Annotated in this window: 1 protein-coding gene; it reads left to right on the forward strand. The window is 58.4% G+C overall.

Features of this window, described 5'->3' with window-relative positions; translation table 11 throughout:
* The coding region (locus FQ664_RS00010; RefSeq protein ID WP_144169884.1) for a cation diffusion facilitator family transporter at nucleotides 1-279 on the forward strand (279 nt) is incomplete at both ends.

Raw genomic sequence — 279 nt, forward strand, 5'->3', positions numbered from 1 at the left:
CTACCGGAGCGATGATGTGGATCGCAATCGCCGGCCTGATCATCAACCTAATTTCGATGCGCCTTCTGGCATCTGCGAGCAACGAAAGCCTCAACGTCAAAGGAGCCTACCTCGAAGTTTGGAGCGACATGCTCGGCTCGCTTGGCGTAATCATCGCGGCACTTATCATCCGCTTCACCGGCTGGACCTGGGTCGACACGATTGTCGCTGTGGCGATCGGCCTTTGGGTTCTGCCGCGGACGTGGCAGTTGCTTCGCGAAAGCCTGGGGATCCTCATGG

This window comes from Pseudomonas persica, from assembly GCF_900291015.1.
Taxonomy (GTDB): Bacteria; Pseudomonadota; Gammaproteobacteria; order Pseudomonadales; family Pseudomonadaceae; genus Aquipseudomonas.